We start from the raw sequence: 15,704 nt of genomic DNA, 5'->3' as shown, positions 1-15,704 counted from the left end.
GCATATTCATAGGGAAAACACATGGCTCGCAGTGAAGATCCATTCGACACCTACCTGCTGCGTGTGCTAAGCACCCTGATCCAAGAGAAGAGTGTCTCGCGCGCTGCCATACGGCTGAACCAATCGCAGCCAGCCATCAGCGCTGCCCTGCGGCGCCTGCGGGCCATCTTCAACGACCCGCTGCTGGTGCGGGACAAGAACCGCATGGTCCCCACGGCGCGTGCACTGCAGGCGGTGGAGCAGGCACGCGCGGCGCTCGTCCTGATCGACGGCTTGCTCACATCGAGCCATGCCTTCGATGCCGAGACCACGCAGCAACGCTTCACCATTGCGGCGCCTGACTATCTGGCCCCACCCTTCATGGCCCGCGTCGTCCAGCACATGCGCAGCCAGGCGCCGGGCGCGCGGCTGGCCGTTCTTCCACTGGGGCACAACTTCGACTATGAACAGGCGCTGCAGAATTCCGAGGTGGACATCGTCATCGGCAACTGGCCCAGCCCACCAGAGCACCTGCACATCTCCACATTGATCGAGGACGAGGTCGTCTGCGTCATGGATGCCAGCCACCCGCTGGCTGCGCCCGAGCAGCTCACGGCGCAGCGCTACCTGCAGGCGGCGCACATCGTATTCACGCCCTACTCGCCAGACCAGCGCGGCGTGGTGGAATCAAGCCTGGGCACGATGCGGCTGAGCCGCGACGGCCGCGTACAGTGCAGTGCCTTCTCGCAGGCCCCGGATCTGCTGATGGGCACCGATCTGCTGCTCACCACCAGCCGCCATTTCGCCGCCTACCACGCCAAGCGGCTGCCATTGGTCTTACGCCCCCTGCCCGTGGGCAACCGCAGCATGTGCTTCTACCAGCTATGGCATTCTTCGCGGCACCGCGATGCCTCCCATATCTGGCTACGCGGTTTGTTGAGCCAAGCTTCGCAGGCGTTGACGGAACTGGCGTAATCAGATGCTATACGGGCTATAACAATCCAGGGCTGGGAGGCGGGTAACCCGCTTCCTACACTGGCGCCATGACCACCAGCTCAACCCAGCCTACCTCCTCGCTCGACGAGCTCAACACCATGGCGCACGGCGACTTCGTGGCCGCGCTTGGCGAGGTGTTCGAATATGCACCCTGGGTTGCGCAATCGGCTGCGCGTCAGCGTCCGTTTGCCAGCATCGACGCACTGCACGGTGCCATGCTGGCCGCCGTGCATACCAGCCCCTACGAGCAGGCGGTGCAATTTCTCTGCGGCCACCCGGAGCTGTCAGCCAGCGCGGTACGCGCCGGCACGCTAACCAGCGACTCACAGCAGGAGCAGCAAAGCGCCGGACTCGGCCATCTGGAAAAAGAGCAAAGCGAGCGACTGGACGCACTCAACCAGACCTACCGCACACGCCACGGATTTCCATTCATCGCCTGCGTGCGCCACTACACGCGTACGGGCCTGTTTGCTGAGCTAGCCTCTCGCACCGAGCGCGATACCGAGCAGGAATTTGCCGAAGCGCTGCGCCAGATCGGTTTCATCAGCCGCCTGCGTCTGGCGCAGCGGGTGCGCACGACTCTCTGGTGATACAGAGCCTCAGTCCAATTCAGGCGGTGCACTTTCACCACTACCGGCAAGCTCCTGCGACAGGCAGTCAATAAAGCTGCGCACCTTGGGCGCCAGATAACGCCGGCTGGTGTAGATGGCATACAGGGTCACCGTTAAAGCATCCCACTGCGGCAGCACCCGCTGCAGCTGGCCGCTGCGCAGATCGTCCTCCACCAACCACGATGGCAAAAAGCCCAGGCCCATGCCGGCGCGCACCGCATGCAGACTGAGGTTGGAGTCATCGGACAGCAGGGCCGGCTGCAGGTGCAGCGGCGCGCTGCGGCCACCGGGCTGGCTCAGCTGCATGGGGCTGAGCGACACATAGCTGGGCAGCACCGCAGGGTGCTGGGCCAGGTCGGCAGGTTGCTGGGGCGGGCCGGCCTGCTGCAGGTAGGCGGGGCTGGCCACTAGGTAAAACGGCACCTGGCACAGCGGGCGGGCAATCAGATGCGGCGCGGGGTCGGACGAGGCCCGCAAGGCCATGTCGTAGCCAGCGGTGGCCAGGTCAATCTTGTGGTTGTCCAAATGGATGTCGACCAGCACCTGCGGATAACGGGCGCGGTAGCGTGCCAGGATGCGCGCCATCTGCGGGGTGGCGCACCAGACCGGCGCGCTGATCTTGAGCTGGCCGCTGGGGGCCTGGTTGTGCTGGCCGATCTCCTGGGCAGCGGCATCGAGCATCTCCAGTGCCAGGCTGCTTTGCGCATACCAGCGCTGGCCCGCCTCGGTCAGGCTGACATGGCGGCTGCTGCGGTTGAGCAGGCGCGCACCCAGGCGCTGCTCCAGCTGGGCCACATGCTTGCTGACCATCGGCGCCGAGATGCCCAGGCGCTCGCCGGCCTGGGCAAAGCTGCCGTTGTCCACCACCGCCTGAAACACCTGCATGCTGGTGAGCTGGTCCATAGTTTCTCAATAGGAAATCAACCACTGCATTTTAGCTACTTGGTTTCCTTTTAGGCAGCTACTACATTGGAGACAAGGAGTTTTCCATATGACCACGACGACCCACACCGCCCCCACCAGCACCAACATCACCACCAGCGGCAGCCGCCTGCCCGTGTACTTCATCTCGCACGGCGGCGGCCCCTGGCCCTGGATGCCCGAGATGCATGACTACTACGCGCAGCTGGCGGCCTCACTGTCCGATATGCCGCGCCAGATTGGCCGCACGCCGCGCGCCATCCTGATGGTGTCAGCCCACTGGGAGGCCGATAGCTTCACCGTGCAGTCCACGCCGCAGCCCGGCATGATCTATGACTACGGCGGCTTTCCGGCCCACACCTACCAGATCCACTACCGCTCGCCCGGATCGCCCGAACTGGCCGAGCGCGTGGCGGGCCTGCTGGCCCAGGCTGGCATTGCCGTGCAGCAGGACGCCGAGCGTGGCTATGACCACGGCATGTTCTCGCCCATGGCCGCCATCTACCCCGAGGCGAATGTGCCAGTGGTGCAGCTGTCGCTGCGCCGGGGCCTGGACCCCGCCGAACACCTGGCGCTGGGCCGCGCACTGGCCGCCTTGCGCGATGAGGATGTGCTGATCATCGGCAGCGGCCTCTCGTACCACAACCTGCGCGCCTTTGGCCCACAGGCCCGTGTGCCCTCCAAAGCCTTTGATGACTGGCTGGCCGAGACCATGCTGCAGCTGGACAGCGCCAGCCGCAGCCAGCGCCTGCTGGACTGGGAAGACGCGCCCGCTGCACGCATTGCCCATCCGCGCGAAGAGCATCTGCTGCCGCTGATGGTGGCCGTCGGCGCCGCTGAGAGCGATCGTGCCGTGCGCATCTACCATGAAGAGGCCTTCATGGGCGGGCTGGCCGTGTCCAGCTACCGGCTGGATGCCGCCTGAAAGCGCCTCCACTCGGAATGCTGAGGCAGCTTCATAAAAGGTTGCACGATACAACCAAATGGATGTATAGTGCAACCAACTACTGGAGCAACGCATGGCAGCCGACACCCCCTTGGTCAACGACATCCGCAGCGCCTCCCGCACCATGGTGCGGGAGCTGGGTTTTATGGCCAACACCTTGGCGGCCACGCCGTATTCCGCCTCTGCGGTCCATGCGCTGCTGGAAATCGATACGCATGGCCAGGTCACTGCCGCCCAGTTGGCGGAGTTTCTGGGGCTGGACAAATCCAGCGTCAGCCGCATGGTGGCCAAGCTCATCGCCAACGGCGAGCTGCAGGAGCAGCCCTGCGTAGACGATGCGCGCGCCAAGCAATTGCAGCTGTCAGCGCAGGGCCAACGCACGGTCGCGGGCATACATGCCTACGGCCAAACACAGGTGCGCAGCGCGCTGGCGCAGCTCAACCCTTCATTGCAGCAGTCCGTGGCGCAAGGCTTGACGGCCTATGCCCAGGCCTTGCAGGCGCACCGGCTGGGCAGTGCGGCAGGCCAAGGTACCTCAGCCACCAACAGCATCCAGATTCATAGCGGCTACCGCCCCGGTCTGATTGGCCGCATTGCTGAGATGCATGCCGTGTTCTATGCGCGGCACTGGGGCTTTGGCGCCTTCTTTGAAAGCAAGGTCGCCTCGGGCCTTGCCGAATTCAGCGGCCGCCTGGGCGAGCCCTGCAACCAGATCTGGACGGCGGTGCAGAACGAGCGCATCGTCGGCTCCGTTGCGATCGACGGCCAGGACCTGGGCAACAACCAGGCGCATTTGCGCTGGTTCATTCTGGACGATGGCTGCCGTGGCGGTGGCATAGGCCGCCAGCTGCTGACGCAGGCCCTCGCCTTTTGCGACCAGCGCGGCTTTGCCAGCACCGCGCTATGGACCTTCCAGGGGCTGGATGCGGCACGCAAGCTCTACGAATCCTTGGGCTTTGCCTTGGTGCATGAAGAGGCCGGCCAGCAATGGGGCTCGACTGTGGTGGAGCAGCAGTTCAGCCGCTTGCGAGGTGGCTGAGCGGGCTACACCGTTGTGCTGCCATCGGCTCCTGGGTGCAACATCGGCGGCGCCGCGTCCAGCACTGTAGCAAATGCCACCAGCCTCCAGGGGCTGGTAGGGGCACGCAGCAGATCCCGAAAATGCAGCGCCTGCGCAGCAGCGCCCCAGCCGTTTTTGCGCAACATTTGCCAGCGGGCTTGCTGCATGGTTTGGCCGTAATCAGGCCATCCGCCAAAGCGTTGCTGCAACGCCGCCACCCAGGGCCTCAGTTGTGCCTCACCCACCTCGCTTGGCAGATCGCCGGTTTCCATCGCACACAACAGCAGATGAATGCCGTGGCTGGTCTGCAAGACAGCGGTTGCGTAGGGCTCAGGGCTGCCCGCCAGGGGCAACGGCAGCAAGGGTGGCGTCAGCAAAGGCAAGGTTTGCAAGAAGCTGAGTGGCGCATCCGCAGCCAATTGCAACTGTAGACGCACATCCTCCACCCAGTCGTCCACACACTGCTGCGCGCTGCGCAGGCTGTTTGGTGCCAGATGGCCCAGCAAGCACAGCCCCGGGTCGCGGTAGTTGCGGGTCAGCATGCCGATGGGAATGGATAGCGCCAGGCTGCGCAGCGGCTGCGCAAAACCCAGTGCCAGCTGCACCACGGTAGGGGTCTGCACTATCTGCGCTTGCAGCTTGGTGTAATGCGCCCATTCATCTTGCTGTACGGAGCGCCATGCCCCCACCGCAATCACCCACAAAGCGCCCAACAGCATGCCGATGAGGCCGCCTGCGGGCCAGCCCCATAGCGCGTACAAGCCGCCGACCAGCGCCGCACAACCCAGCACGCTGTAGGCCAACGCACGGTACAGCGGCATGGGCCGCACAGCTGGAGGTGGTGAGGTGTCTCTTTCCATGGCGATGTTGAATGAATCGAGAGGGAGAAGGCCGCAAGCTTGCCACAGCAGAGGCGGACGCGGGGCGCCCAACGTGTCTGGCCTTGCAGCCCGCTGGAAGCTGTTGCAGCAGCACATCAGCCCATGCCCGAGCAAGCGCCTGCGGCAACCAGGCCTTTGTAGAATGCGGCCTCCAGCCCCTGGATATACACCATGAACCGCTGCACAACACCCCACACACCCCACCACCGCCTGCGCCGCGCCACGCGCGCCAGCCTTGCCGCATTGGCCCTGGCACTGGGCGGCATCAGCGCTCTCCCCAGCCTGGCCCAGACCGCCACCTTTGCCCCGTTCCAGGGTCAAGTCCGCGCCTTTCCACCCCAGGCGCTGCGCGGCAACCTGGTGGTCACCAGCACCAGCCAGGCCACCATCGATGGCCAGTCCGTGGGCCTCGCTCCCGCATTCAAGCTCTATAACCCGCGCAACACCACGATACGCCCCGGCACCGTGCTGAATGAACGGCTGACGGTGAACTATGTGATCGAGAAAACCAGCGGCCGCGTGCATGCCGCCTGGATCTTGAACAGCGACGAAGCCGCCCTCAAACGCGACCGCGCCGACAACGGCTTCTGGAGCGGACTCTTTAAATAAAGCGCATTGGCGCCGCCGCATGGGCTGACCGCAGCGGTCCAGCCCGGCGGTGCGACTTGCGCATCCCCCCTTAGGCAGCAGCGCGCCCGCCTGGCGCCTGGCTTTCTGCCGTATTTCGGTATTCCTTCAGGCCTGCAAGCGCAGCCCCTGGGCCCCCACGAGATTTGCACCATGTCCAAAAAAGTATTTATCAAAACCTTCGGCTGCCAGATGAACGAGTACGACTCGGACAAGATGGCGGATGTGCTGGGCGCCGCCCAGGGCTATGAGCCCACGCAGGACATGGACGAGGCCGACCTGATCCTCTTCAATACCTGCTCGGTGCGCGAGAAGGCGCAGGAGAAGGTGTTCTCGGACCTGGGCCGCATCAAGCACCTGAAGGAAAAAGGCGTGCTGATTGGCGTGGGCGGCTGCGTGGCCAGCCAGGAAGGCGCCGAGATCATCAAGCGCGCGCCCTATGTGGATGTGGTGTTTGGCCCCCAGACCCTGCACCGCCTGCCCGAGCTGCTCAATGCCCGCGCGGCCAAGGCCAAGCCGCAGGTCGATATCTCCTTCCCCGAGATCGAGAAGTTCGACCACCTGCCACCGGCCCGGGTCGAAGGCGCATCGGCCTTTGTGTCGATCATGGAAGGCTGCTCCAAGTACTGCAGCTACTGCGTGGTGCCCTACACCCGCGGTGAAGAGGTGAGCCGCCCGTTTGAGGACGTGCTGGTCGAGGTCGCTGGCCTGGCCGCGCAAGGCGTCAAGGAAATCACCCTGCTGGGCCAGAACGTGAATGCCTACCTGGGCAAGATGGGCGATACCGCCGAGATCGCCGACTTCGCGCTGCTGATCGAATACGTGGCCGAGATCCCCGGCATCGAGCGCATCCGCTACACCACCAGCCACCCCAATGAGTTCACGCCGCGCCTGATCGAGGCCTATGCCAAGATCCCCAAGCTGGTCTCGCACCTGCACCTGCCTGTGCAGCACGGCAGCGACAAGATCCTGATGGCGATGAAGCGCGGCTACACCGCCATGGAGTACAAGAGCACGGTGCGCAAGCTGCGCGCCATCCGCCCCGATCTGGCGATGAGCAGCGACTTCATCGTCGGCTTCCCTGGCGAGACGGAAGAAGACTTCCAGAAGATGATGAAGCTCATCGACGATGTGCGCTTTGACAACTCCTTCAGCTTCATCTTCAGCCCCCGCCCAGGCACCCCCGCCGCCAACCTGCCCGACGACACGCCTTACGAGGTCAAGCTGCGCCGTCTGCAGGAGCTGCAGGCCGTCATCAATAGCAACATCAAGACCATCAGTGAAGAGCGCCTGGGCACCTTGCAGCGCCTGTTGGTGGAAGGCAAGTCCAAGCGCGACAACGGCGAGCTGATGGGCCGCACCGAGTGCAACCGCGTGGTCAACTTCCCCGGCCAGGAGCGCCTGATCGGCCAGATGGTGGATGTGCGCATCACCGAGACGATGACCTATACGCTGCGCGGTGAAGTGCTGATCACCCATTGAGATCCATCGCTGGTCAGCCGCCGCAAACACGGTGAAAATGGCCCTCTGACCTGCTTTTGTGGCCCCCAAAGGCCACACCCGCCTTGGGGCCCGTTAGCATGCAGGGGGCGCATGAGGGATGCGCCATAACTAGAAAGGCAGCATCACCATGGCATCCGTGTCCGACCCGTCCACCGCACTGCGCAGCGAGGCGCTTGACGCCTTTCTGGACCATGTTGATACCCTGTTCAACACCGAGGACGAGACGCAGGAATGGCCTGCCCGCCAGGCTGCCGCCGCCCAGCAGCTGGCATCGCGCACGCTGGAGCCCGAGGACCTGGACCAGTTGCGCCGCGTCTACCGGCTGTGGAGCATGGCTGGCCAACCCGCCCAGGCCCTGGCTGCCGTGCAGCAGCACCAGCCCCGCCTGCTGCAGGAGCTGACAGCCGACGCCCAGCGCGATGCCGCCGTCACCATGGCCATGCTGCAGGCCGATGCCGCCGAGGATGTGCCCGACCTACCCCGCGAACAGTACCGCGACGTGATTGCGCAGGCGATGGCCGCCGTGGACCAGGCCGGCGCGCTGGGCGACCCCGACCGCGCCTGGCGCCACCTGGCACGCCATGCGCACCAGGCCCAGGCGCTGGACCTGCAAGAGCAGATCTACCGCAAACAGCACCAGTACAAAAGCCAGCAAGCCGACCGCGCCCAGCTGCGCGCCTGGGACGATGCCATGCTGGCCACGCGCCTGGGCCGCATCGAAGCGGCCAAGGGCAACAGCACGGCGGCCCGCGACCTGGGCCACTATGCGCTGCAAAAGCTGCAACGCGCAGAAGCAGGCCAGGACATCGACACCGATGACTGGCTGCTGCTGGGCGAGGACATCATTGCGCTGGCGCCCGACGCGCTGGCCCAGCACAGCGAGCTGACCCTGGCCAGCCTGCCCAGCAACGCATCGCCCGCCGCCTGGCGCGATGCGCGCGCCCAGCTCGCGCGCCTGGCCGCTGGTAGCCTGCACCAGCAAGGCGCGCTGGATGCCGCGATCAGCAAAGGCCAGGAAGGCCGCTTTGCCCTGGTGCGCGACAGCGATGACAGCAGCAGCGCCTTGCTGATCGACTGGCTGGTGCAGGCCGCCCGCCTGCCCGAGGCCGCCCATATGTGCTTTGAGAGCACCCTGCACAGCCGCCCCGGATCGCGCGAAGCCGCCTGTCGCCAGGCACGGGCTCACCTGGGCGAATCGGATGGCGCGCCCTACTGGGCTTTGACCCTGATGGCTGCTGCCAAGGACGAGGACCTGGCCGAGTTTCTGCCTGCCGACATGGATGCCGAGCAGGCCTTTGCGCACTACAGCGCGCTGGTGCAGCAGCAGTCGCTCAACCACCCGATGTGGCGCCTGCTGCAGGGCAACCATCTGTTTGAGCAGCAGGACTATGCGCAAGCCCTGCCGCTGCTGGAGACCCTGGCCGAGCGCCCCCAGTACGCCAATGGCGAGCTGGCTTACCGTTTGTTTGTCTGCCGCGCCCGCGTGGCGGGCCTCGCCAGCGCGCTGCAATCGCCCTATATCCGCTGCGACAGCGGCAGCTGGTGCTATGCGATGGGCGTGCAGTTGGACGACGACGAGGCGCTGATGAAGGCCATCGGCGGCGAGGGCGAGGAGCTGCCCGCCGACTGGCCTTATGACGAGCTGCTGCGCTGGATCAAGCACTACTACGAGACGGGCCAGGCCCGCTTCGAGCACTGGTTTGCCACCGGCCAGGGCAGCTACAAGGATGGCAACCTGCACGACTACTCGATGCTCTGCAACAACCTGGGCATCAAGTACCGCTACAACGACGAGAACTACGACGGCGCGCTGGCCCTGCATGCCAAGGGCATCGCGACCAGCCCCTTTGCCGAGCACTACAACGGCATCGTCTCCACCCATATCGACAGCGACAACTACGCGCAGCTCATCCCTGCGGCCGAGCAGCTGTGGCACTACAGCCAGGACAATGGCTACAGCCGCCACAGCCCCTGCGACTACTTCCCCAAGGTGGCCTACGCGCTCTACCAGCAAGACCGCAATGTGGAAAACAGCATCTGGCTGGAGCGCCTGGACGAGTGGTGGAGCCAGCTCGACGAGGACGAGCAGCGCAGCGAGCGCTATGACTATCTGCGCAGCCTGCTGAACCAGCTGGACTACTACTCGGCCACCCATGGCGCCGAGGTGCTGCCACGCCTGCAGGCGCTGCTGCCCGAGCTGGAGCAGCGCCAGAATCCCTACCTGCTGCGCCGCGCAGGCGATGCAATGCAGACCTCGGGCACGGACCAGCAAGCGATGCAGATCTACCAGCAGGCACTGGCGTGTTCACGGGTCGATGACCCGGCCGAGCGCGAGAAGCTGCAGACCACCATCGACAAACTCAACGCTCAGCTGATCACTGCCGCGCCCAGCGCGGGCGGCGGCAAGCCCTGGTGGAAGTTCTGGTAAGCCCCTCCATGCGCACAAGCACGGTGTACCTGGCGCGCAATGTGGTCAATGCGCCCGAGCTCAAGGCGCGCATCATTGCGCGCAGCCGCGAGCGTGGCGACACGCCCGAGATTGCTGCCTGGCTGCAGAACCATTTCTACCGCTACCTGGTGGGCAACTTCAACACGCCGCCCGAGGCGGTTCATGCCATCAGCACGACCGAAGCGCTGCAGCAGCGCTATGCCGGCGGCGCACCGGCCTGGGCACTGGCCTTGCTGGCCCGCAAGACCGGGCCAGAAGCATCGCCTGCCGACTCCGCGCTGTGGTGGATCAGCCCTGCCCATGAGAGCGTGCTGGCGCTGGAGCGCCGGCTGCTGGAGTTCTTGCAGTCGCGCCAGGGCACCTCGCTGGAAGGCAAGCTCGCGCGCATCAACTGCCCGCAGGCGCTGGAGCGCTGGGCGCAAGAGCACCAGGCTTTTGAGGCCCAGCAACTGGCCGGTTGGCGCCAGCACCAGCCCCATGCGGTGCAAATGCTGTGGCAAGGCAGCCAGGGGGCCTTTGTCGAGCTGCTGCCCGGCAGCGGCGTGCTGCGCGAAGAGATGGCCTACGAGAGCCAGATGATGCGCCACTGCCTGGGCCAGTTTGCCAACCGCCGCCAGCTCAGCGGCGGCTATGGCGAGCACTATGCCGAGGGCTGCGAGCAAGGCCGCATGCGCATCTTCAGCTACCGCACCGGCCAGGGCCAGCCGCGCATCACCATCAATGCCTGGCTGCAGCCCGATGGGCGCCTGCGCATCGACCAGATCAAGGGCAAGCAGAACCGCCCGCCGGTGGACCGCTACCGCGCCGACGTCATCGCCTTTTTGAACCATCTGGACACCAGCGAAGACACGCCCGACGATGCGCTGGGCATGCGCCTGCTGCGCACCACCGGCGCCCAGCCCGGCTGGCATGCGGTGGAGAGCCTGCACAGCGAGGCCGAGCATTTGCAGCTGTGGCAGCGCCAGCCCCGGCTGTTGGCCCATGTGCCCCAAGCCTCGCCCCTGGTGCAATGGCTGGCCGCCGCGCATGACAGCAGCCTGCTGGCCGGCCAAGCGCTGCCGCCTGCGCTGGCCTACAGCCTGGAGCAGGCGGGCAAGGCGCCAGCCAAAGCAGCGCCGGGCACGCCGGCGGAGGCGCAGCGATGATCCAGATCCTGGTGGCAGGCATCGGGCTGTGGCTGGTGTGGCAATGCGTGCAGTCTTTTCGCAGGCAATGGGGCAGCCAGGCGCCTGCGCCCAAGCGCCTGCTGGGCCACTACCTGCTCACGCCCGAGCAGAACTGGGAACTCGCGCTGGCCCACCCGATGGCCTTCCATGCGCTCAAGGATGGTTTTGCTGACAGCGCCATGCCCGCGCCCACCAGCAGCCTCGCGGCATCCTTGCGGCCCATGGCCTTGCATGCCTTTGGCCTGCGCACCGATCTGGACGATGCCCAGGTGCGCACGCAATTGCCCGAGCGCATGCGCACGCGCTGGTGGTGCCTGGATGTGGAGCGGCTGCAAGCCGGTGACGATGCGCGCGCCGCGATGGCCTTTGCCTGCGTGCGCGCCAGCTTTTTTGTGCGCACCGCCGCCATGCTGGGCTGGATCAGCCCCGAGCAGCAGTGGCAGCTGTTGCAGCTCAATGCCGCGCGGGCGCGTGATTGTTTTGGCAGTTGGCAGGAGTTGGGTACGGCCTATATCCAGGGCCGCGCGCAGTGGGTGGCCAAGGGCCGCTCGGATGCGCTGGGCCGCAGCATCAGCCCGGAGGAGTTGCAGCACTGGCTGCAGGATGCGTCGCACCCCTGGGGTTCCTACGCCTGGCGTTAGACCTTCACCACGCCAGCATCAGTTATCTGGCCAATGAATATTATTAAGCGTCAAAAATCGTGCGGGCTTCGGTGAAGCGGCGCGAGAAATACGGATTGGCCAGACTCACCGTCTTGACCACGCCACCACTCGACGGCGCATGCACAAACTGGTTGTTGCCCGCATAGATGCCCATGTGCGAGTAGCGCGCGCCCATGGTGTTGAAGAACACAAAATCGCCGCGCTGCAAGTCGCCCCGGTCGATCTCGGCGCTGACGCCCGCCCACTGCGCCGTGGTACGGGGCAGGCGGCGCGTGGTGATGCCCTGGATCGCGTACTGGATCAGGCCACTGCAGTCAAATCCGCCTTCGGGGGTGTTGCCGCCATAGGTGTAGGGCGTGTTGACCACCAGCATGACCCGCGCATAGAGCGCCTCGCGCAGCTCGCCACTCAAGCCCAGGTTGACGGGCACCACGCCGGTATCGACCCGGGGCGATGGCCCTGTGCCACCTGCCGTGCGCTGGCCGCCCTCTTGCCGCGCACTGCGCGGTGGTGCGGAGCTGCAGCCCGCCAGCAAAGCGGAGGCCGACAGTGCCCAGAGCAAAAAGGGACGGCGCGCAGCCGCGTCTTGGTGGTCCATGGTCTCCCCCTTGGATTCAGGCCGCAAGAAATTCATAAAGCATATTATTCACAATTCCATGCAAGTTTGTGAAATGTATTGGTATTTGTGGCGATGACGCTGCTCGCTCGCGTTTTTACCAATTTGTCAAACATGCCGAATACCCGGAATGCCCAACTATTCTGCTTTCAGGGGGAGAAGACTACAATTTGTGTCGTAAGCATAGAAAACAAGCATCCTTCATTGAAAGGACACCCCATGGTGCAATTCTCCAGACGCCAGTTCATGAAAGTGACTGGTTCGACTCTGGCGGGTTCCAGCCTGGCGGTGATGGGCTTCTCGCCCGCCACTGCACTTGCCGGAGTCCGTCAGTACAAGCTGGTCGGCAGCACAGTGACACGGCAAACCTGCACGTATTGCTCTGTTGGCTGCGGCATTTTGATGTACTCGCTGGGCGATGGCGGCAAGAACGCCAAACTCTCGGTGATCCACGTCGAAGGCGATCCCGACCATCCCGTCAACCGCGGCACGCTGTGCCCCAAGGGCGCATCGCTGCTGGACATCGTCCACAGCCCCAACCGCCTGCTCTACCCCGAATACCGCGCGCCCGGCTCCAACGAGTGGAAGCGCCTGTCCTGGGATGAGGCCCTGACCCGCATTACCAAGCTGCTCAAGGACGATCGCGACGCGAACTTCCTGGAGAAGACCGATGATGGCCTGACGGTGAACCGTTGGACCTCGACCGGCATGCTGGCCGCATCGGCTGCCAGCAATGAAGCCGGTTACATCACCTACAAAGTGGCCCGCTCTTGGGGCATGTTGGCGTTCGATAACCAAGCCCGTGTCTGACACGGCCCGACGGTGGCAGGTCTTGCCCCGACGTTTGGCCGTGGAGCGATGACGAACCATTGGGTCGACATCAAGAACGCGGACGTTATTTTGATCATGGGCGGCAATGCCGCTGAAGCCCACCCTTGCGGCTTCAAATGGGTGACCGAAGCGAAGGAGCACAACAAGGCTCACTTCATGGTGGTCGACCCGCGCTTCAACCGATCGGCTTCGGTGGCGGATTTCTACGCCCCTATCCGCTCCGGTTCGGACATTGTTTTCCTCGGCGGTGTGATCAACTACCTGCTGACGAACGACAAGATCCACCACGAGTACGTGCGCAACTACACCGACTTCACGTTCATCGTGCGGGAAGACTTTGCGTTCGACGAAGGCATCTTCTCGGGCTACAACCCCGAAAAGCGTACCTACGACAAGGCCAGTTGGGACTACGAGCTGGGCGAGGACGGTTACGTCAAGACCGACCCGAGCCTGCAGCACCCGCGTTGCGTCTACCAATGGCTCAAGCGCCACTACGCCAGCTACACGCCTGAAAAGGTCGAGAGCGTCTGCGGTACGCCCCAGGCCAAGTTCCAGCACGTCTGCGAAAAGCTCGCATCGACGGCAGAGGCTGGCCGCGCGGCCACCATCCTGTATGCACTGGGCTGGACCCAGCACTCGATCGGCGCGCAGATCCTGCGTACCGGCGCCATGGTGCAGCTGCTGCTGGGCAATATCGGTGTCTCCGGTGGTGGCATGAACGCCTTGCGCGGTCACTCCAACATCCAGGGTCTGACCGACCTGGGCCTGCTGTCCAACGCGCTGCCCGGCTACCTGACCCTGGCCAACCAAGGTGAGCAGGACTACCAGAAGTACATCGACGCGCGCACGCAAAAGCCTTTACGTGCCAACCAGATGAGCTACTGGCAGAACTACCCCAAGTTCCATGTGAGCCTGATGAAGGCTTTCTGGGGCCCGGCTGCCACCAAGGACAACAACTGGGGCTATGACTACCTGCCCAAGCTCGACAAGCAGTACGACATGCTGCAGATTTTCGAGCTGATGAACGAAGGCAAGGTCAACGGCTACATCGCCCAGGGCTTCAACCCGCTGGCGGCGCTGTCCAACAAGAGCCGCGTGCGCGACGGTCTGGCCAAGCTCAAGTTCCTGGTAATCATGGACCCGCTGGCCACCGAGACTTCAGAGTTCTGGAAGAACTACGGCGAGCACAACGACATCGATACCGCATCGGTGCAGACCGAAGTATTCCGCCTGCCCACCACCTGCTTCGCAGAAGAAGATGGCGCAGTCGTGAGCTCCTCGCGTGTGCTGCAGTGGCACTGGAAGGCCTCCGAGCCACCGGGTGAAGCCAAGACCGACATCGCGATCATGTCGGCCCTGCACCTGCGCATGAAAGCGGCCTACCAGAAGGACGGCGGCAAGTTCCCGGATCCGATCCAGAACCTGTGGTGGCCTTACTCGCAACCGGCACATCCTTCGTCCGAAGAGATTGCCAAGGAGTACAACGGCCGCGCGCTGACCGACCTGACAGCTCCCGACGGCAAGGTCTTGCGCCCTGCCGGCCAGCAGCTGTCCGGCTTTGGCGAGCTGCGTGACGATGGCTCCACGATGAGTGGCTGCTGGATCTGGGCGGGCAGCTGGACCGAGGCGGGCAACCAGATGGGCCGCCGCGACAACAGCGACCCGACCGGTATCGGCAATACGCTGAACTGGGCCTGGGCCTGGCCGGCCAACCGCCGCGTGCTGTACAACCGCGCATCGGCGGACCTGGAAGGCAAGCCTTTCAACCCGAACCGCACGCTGATCAAGTGGAACGGCTCGGTCTGGGGTGGTGCGGACGTGCCCGATTACGGCCCGACCATCAAGCCCGAGACCGGCACCGGTCCCTTCATCATGAACCCGGAAGGGGTGGCGCGCTTCTTTGCCCGCAAGGGCATGAACGAAGGTCCGTTCCCGACGCACTACGAGGCATTCGACAACCCGCTGGGCTACAACCCGATGTACCCGAAGAACGACAAGGCCGTCAGCAACCCGGCAGCCCGCGTCTTCCCGGCCATCTGGGAGACCTTCGGCAAGGTGGACGAATTCCCGCATGTGGGCACGACCTACCGTTTGACGGAGCACTTCCACTACTGGACCAAGCACGCGCTGCTGAACTCCATCATCCAGCCCGAGCAGTTCGTCGAGATCGGCGAGGCGCTGGCCAAGGAGATCGGCATCACGACAGGCGCCATGGTGAAGGTCAGCTCCAAGCGGGGCTACATCAAGGCCGCTGCGGTGGTGACCAAGCGCATCAAGCCCATGCAGATCGAAGGCAAGACGGTGCACCACGTGGGTATTCCTATCCACTGGGGCTTCAAGGGCCTGACCAAGCCTGGCTTCCTCGCCAACACCCTCACCCCGTTTGTGGGTGATGGCAACAGCAACACGCCAGAGTTCAAGACCTTCCTCGTGAAGGTTGAGAAGATCTAAGGAGC

13 protein-coding genes are annotated in these 15,704 nt (G+C 64.4%); 10 read left to right on the top strand and 3 right to left on the bottom strand.

Annotation, left to right across the window (positions count from 1 at the left end; all coding sequences use genetic code 11):
• Window positions 1-21 precede the first annotated feature (21 nt).
• Entirely contained in the window at window positions 22-954 is a 933-nt protein-coding gene (locus tag EDF71_RS17105) for a LysR family transcriptional regulator (RefSeq protein ID WP_133857767.1), read from the top strand.
• A 68-nt stretch (window positions 955-1,022) separates the two neighbouring features.
• The gene (uraD, locus tag EDF71_RS17100; protein ID WP_133857766.1) at window positions 1,023-1,565 is read left to right on the top strand and encodes a 2-oxo-4-hydroxy-4-carboxy-5-ureidoimidazoline decarboxylase; all 543 of its coding nucleotides are present in this window, start codon (window positions 1,023-1,025) and stop codon (window positions 1,563-1,565) included.
• 9 nt (window positions 1,566-1,574) lie between these two features.
• On the opposite strand, the gene EDF71_RS17095 is transcribed toward uraD, so the two are convergent.
• Window positions 1,575-2,489, bottom strand: coding sequence for a LysR family transcriptional regulator (locus EDF71_RS17095; RefSeq protein WP_133857765.1), 915 nt, complete (start codon window positions 2,487-2,489; stop codon window positions 1,575-1,577).
• 88 nt (window positions 2,490-2,577) lie between these two features.
• Between EDF71_RS17095 and EDF71_RS17090 the strand changes: the two genes are divergently transcribed.
• Both EDF71_RS17090 and EDF71_RS17085 read left to right on the top strand, forming a co-directional pair.
• Window positions 2,578-3,432 carry a class III extradiol ring-cleavage dioxygenase gene (locus EDF71_RS17090; RefSeq protein ID WP_133857764.1) on the top strand — a complete coding sequence of 285 codons (855 nt, stop codon included), beginning with the start codon at window positions 2,578-2,580 and terminating at the stop codon, window positions 3,430-3,432.
• A 94-nt stretch (window positions 3,433-3,526) separates the two neighbouring features.
• Window positions 3,527-4,492: a bifunctional helix-turn-helix transcriptional regulator/GNAT family N-acetyltransferase gene (locus EDF71_RS17085; RefSeq protein WP_133857763.1), complete on the top strand. Its 966-nt coding sequence runs from the start codon at window positions 3,527-3,529 to the stop codon at window positions 4,490-4,492.
• Window positions 4,493-4,497: 5 nt separating this feature from the next.
• Here EDF71_RS17085 and EDF71_RS17080 read toward each other — a convergent pair whose 3' ends face one another.
• The gene (locus EDF71_RS17080; RefSeq protein WP_133857762.1) at window positions 4,498-5,373 is read right to left on the bottom strand and encodes a hypothetical protein; all 876 of its coding nucleotides are present in this window, start codon (window positions 5,371-5,373) and stop codon (window positions 4,498-4,500) included.
• 192 nt (window positions 5,374-5,565) lie between these two features.
• Between EDF71_RS17080 and EDF71_RS17075 the strand changes: the two genes are divergently transcribed.
• The 5 genes from EDF71_RS17075 (at window position 5,566) to EDF71_RS17055 (ending at window position 11,780) form a co-directional block, all read left to right on the top strand.
• Window positions 5,566-6,003: a hypothetical protein gene (locus EDF71_RS17075; RefSeq protein WP_133857761.1), complete on the top strand. Its 438-nt coding sequence runs from the start codon at window positions 5,566-5,568 to the stop codon at window positions 6,001-6,003.
• Between the two features lie 171 nt (window positions 6,004-6,174).
• A complete protein-coding gene (gene miaB / locus EDF71_RS17070; RefSeq protein WP_133857760.1) occupies window positions 6,175-7,503 on the top strand; it encodes a tRNA (N6-isopentenyl adenosine(37)-C2)-methylthiotransferase MiaB in 1,329 nt (442 codons plus the stop codon).
• A gap of 148 nt (window positions 7,504-7,651) precedes the next feature.
• Window positions 7,652-9,952 (top strand): hypothetical protein, encoded by a 2,301-nt coding sequence (locus EDF71_RS17065; RefSeq protein ID WP_133857759.1) that lies wholly within the window; start codon window positions 7,652-7,654, stop codon window positions 9,950-9,952.
• 8 nt (window positions 9,953-9,960) lie between these two features.
• Entirely contained in the window at window positions 9,961-11,118 is a 1,158-nt protein-coding gene (locus tag EDF71_RS17060) for a hypothetical protein (RefSeq protein WP_133857758.1), read from the top strand.
• Window positions 11,115-11,780, top strand: a complete 666-nt coding sequence (locus EDF71_RS17055) for a DUF1266 domain-containing protein (RefSeq protein WP_133857757.1) — start codon at window positions 11,115-11,117, stop codon at window positions 11,778-11,780. The genes EDF71_RS17060 and EDF71_RS17055 overlap by 4 nt, the downstream gene beginning before the upstream one ends.
• 43 nt (window positions 11,781-11,823) lie before the next feature.
• On the opposite strand, the gene EDF71_RS17050 is transcribed toward EDF71_RS17055, so the two are convergent.
• Complete coding sequence (locus EDF71_RS17050; protein ID WP_133857756.1) at window positions 11,824-12,399, bottom strand: C40 family peptidase; 576 nt, start codon at window positions 12,397-12,399, stop codon at window positions 11,824-11,826.
• Between the two features lie 237 nt (window positions 12,400-12,636).
• Here EDF71_RS17050 and fdnG point away from each other — a divergent pair, with 237 nt between their 5' ends.
• Window positions 12,637-15,699, top strand: a complete 3,063-nt coding sequence (fdnG, locus tag EDF71_RS17040; protein WP_166656568.1) for a formate dehydrogenase-N subunit alpha — start codon at window positions 12,637-12,639, stop codon at window positions 15,697-15,699.
• Window positions 15,700-15,704: the final 5 nt, after the last annotated feature.

Origin of the sequence: Comamonas sp. JUb58 (genome assembly GCF_004364775.1) — a bacterium.
GTDB lineage: Bacteria > Pseudomonadota > Gammaproteobacteria > Burkholderiales > Burkholderiaceae_C > Comamonas.
This window is presented reverse-complemented; position numbering and strand designations above follow the sequence as displayed.

Bases quoted from the DNA above. Each gene is read 5' to 3' on its own strand.
- EDF71_RS17055 (WP_133857757.1), top strand. From the start codon at position 11,115: ATGATCCAGATCCTGGTGGCAGGCATCGGGCTGTGGCTGGTGTGGCAA.
- EDF71_RS17085 (WP_133857763.1), top strand. From the start codon at position 3,527: ATGGCAGCCGACACCCCCTTGGTCAACGACATCCGCAGCGCCTCCCGC.
- uraD (WP_133857766.1), top strand. From the start codon at position 1,023: ATGACCACCAGCTCAACCCAGCCTACCTCCTCGCTCGACGAGCTCAAC.
- miaB (WP_133857760.1), top strand. From the start codon at position 6,175: ATGTCCAAAAAAGTATTTATCAAAACCTTCGGCTGCCAGATGAACGAG.
- EDF71_RS17105 (WP_133857767.1), top strand. From the start codon at position 22: ATGGCTCGCAGTGAAGATCCATTCGACACCTACCTGCTGCGTGTGCTA.
- EDF71_RS17090 (WP_133857764.1), top strand. From the start codon at position 2,578: ATGACCACGACGACCCACACCGCCCCCACCAGCACCAACATCACCACC.
- EDF71_RS17050 (WP_133857756.1), bottom strand. From the start codon at position 12,399: ATGGACCACCAAGACGCGGCTGCGCGCCGTCCCTTTTTGCTCTGGGCA.
- EDF71_RS17060 (WP_133857758.1), top strand. From the start codon at position 9,961: ATGCGCACAAGCACGGTGTACCTGGCGCGCAATGTGGTCAATGCGCCC.
- EDF71_RS17075 (WP_133857761.1), top strand. From the start codon at position 5,566: ATGAACCGCTGCACAACACCCCACACACCCCACCACCGCCTGCGCCGC.
- EDF71_RS17095 (WP_133857765.1), bottom strand. From the start codon at position 2,489: ATGGACCAGCTCACCAGCATGCAGGTGTTTCAGGCGGTGGTGGACAAC.
- EDF71_RS17080 (WP_133857762.1), bottom strand. From the start codon at position 5,373: ATGGAAAGAGACACCTCACCACCTCCAGCTGTGCGGCCCATGCCGCTG.
- EDF71_RS17065 (WP_133857759.1), top strand. From the start codon at position 7,652: ATGGCATCCGTGTCCGACCCGTCCACCGCACTGCGCAGCGAGGCGCTT.